This window comes from Streptomyces sp. SID3343, assembly GCF_009865215.1.
In the GTDB taxonomy this organism is placed as follows: Bacteria; Actinomycetota; Actinomycetes; order Streptomycetales; family Streptomycetaceae; genus Embleya.
This window is the reverse complement of record NZ_WWJX01000026.1, coordinates 1-606: the sequence shown is the minus strand read 5'-3', so window position 1 is coordinate 606 and position 606 is coordinate 1. Positions and strand designations below refer to the sequence as shown.

Sequence of the window (606 nt, the reverse complement as noted above, 5' to 3'; positions counted from 1 at the left end):
CGGCTGCGGCTGCGGCTGCGCTCGATGTGCGGACCCGCCCCTACGGCACACTCGTCGAGCGTGACGCGATCGATCACGGCGACGCCTCGGGGGGACGGCCCCCTGAGGGCGCCTGACGGTCCCGTTCGGAGGGGGAGCCGAAGATGCGGGACGACATGGGTACGGACGTGCCGGTGCCCGAGGCGGTGCGGCGGGTGGTCTCGCTCGTGCCCTCGCTCACCGAGGCGGTCGCGGCCGGCGGACGCGAACTCCTGGTGGGCGCCACCGAGTGGTGCACCCATCCGGCCGACCTGGACGTGCGCCGGGTGCGCGGAACCAAGAATCCCGACGTCGAGGCGATCGTCACGCTGGCCCCCGACCTGGTGATCGCCAACGAGGAGGAGAACCGCGCACCCGACGTGGCCGCACTGCGAGCCGCCGGGGTCGCGGTATGGGTCACCCGAATCCGTACCCTCGACGAGGCGTTCGCGTCGCTCGACCGTCTCCTGGTCGACGCGTGCGGCCTGGCCTCGCCGGCGTGGCTCGCCGCCGCGCGGGACGCGTGGGCCGGCGTACTCCCGCCTGCCCGACCGCGCCGCGCGATCATCCCGGTGTGGCGCCGCCCGT

General features: G+C 74.8%; 1 protein-coding gene. It reads left to right on the top strand.

Translation table 11 applies throughout. The annotated features are described in order from the left end of the window. Positions 1 to 143: 143 nt before the first annotated feature. Positions 144 to 606, top strand: a 463-nt coding sequence (locus tag GT354_RS00785; RefSeq protein ID WP_237534245.1) for a helical backbone metal receptor, incomplete at its 3' end; no start/stop codon positions are given.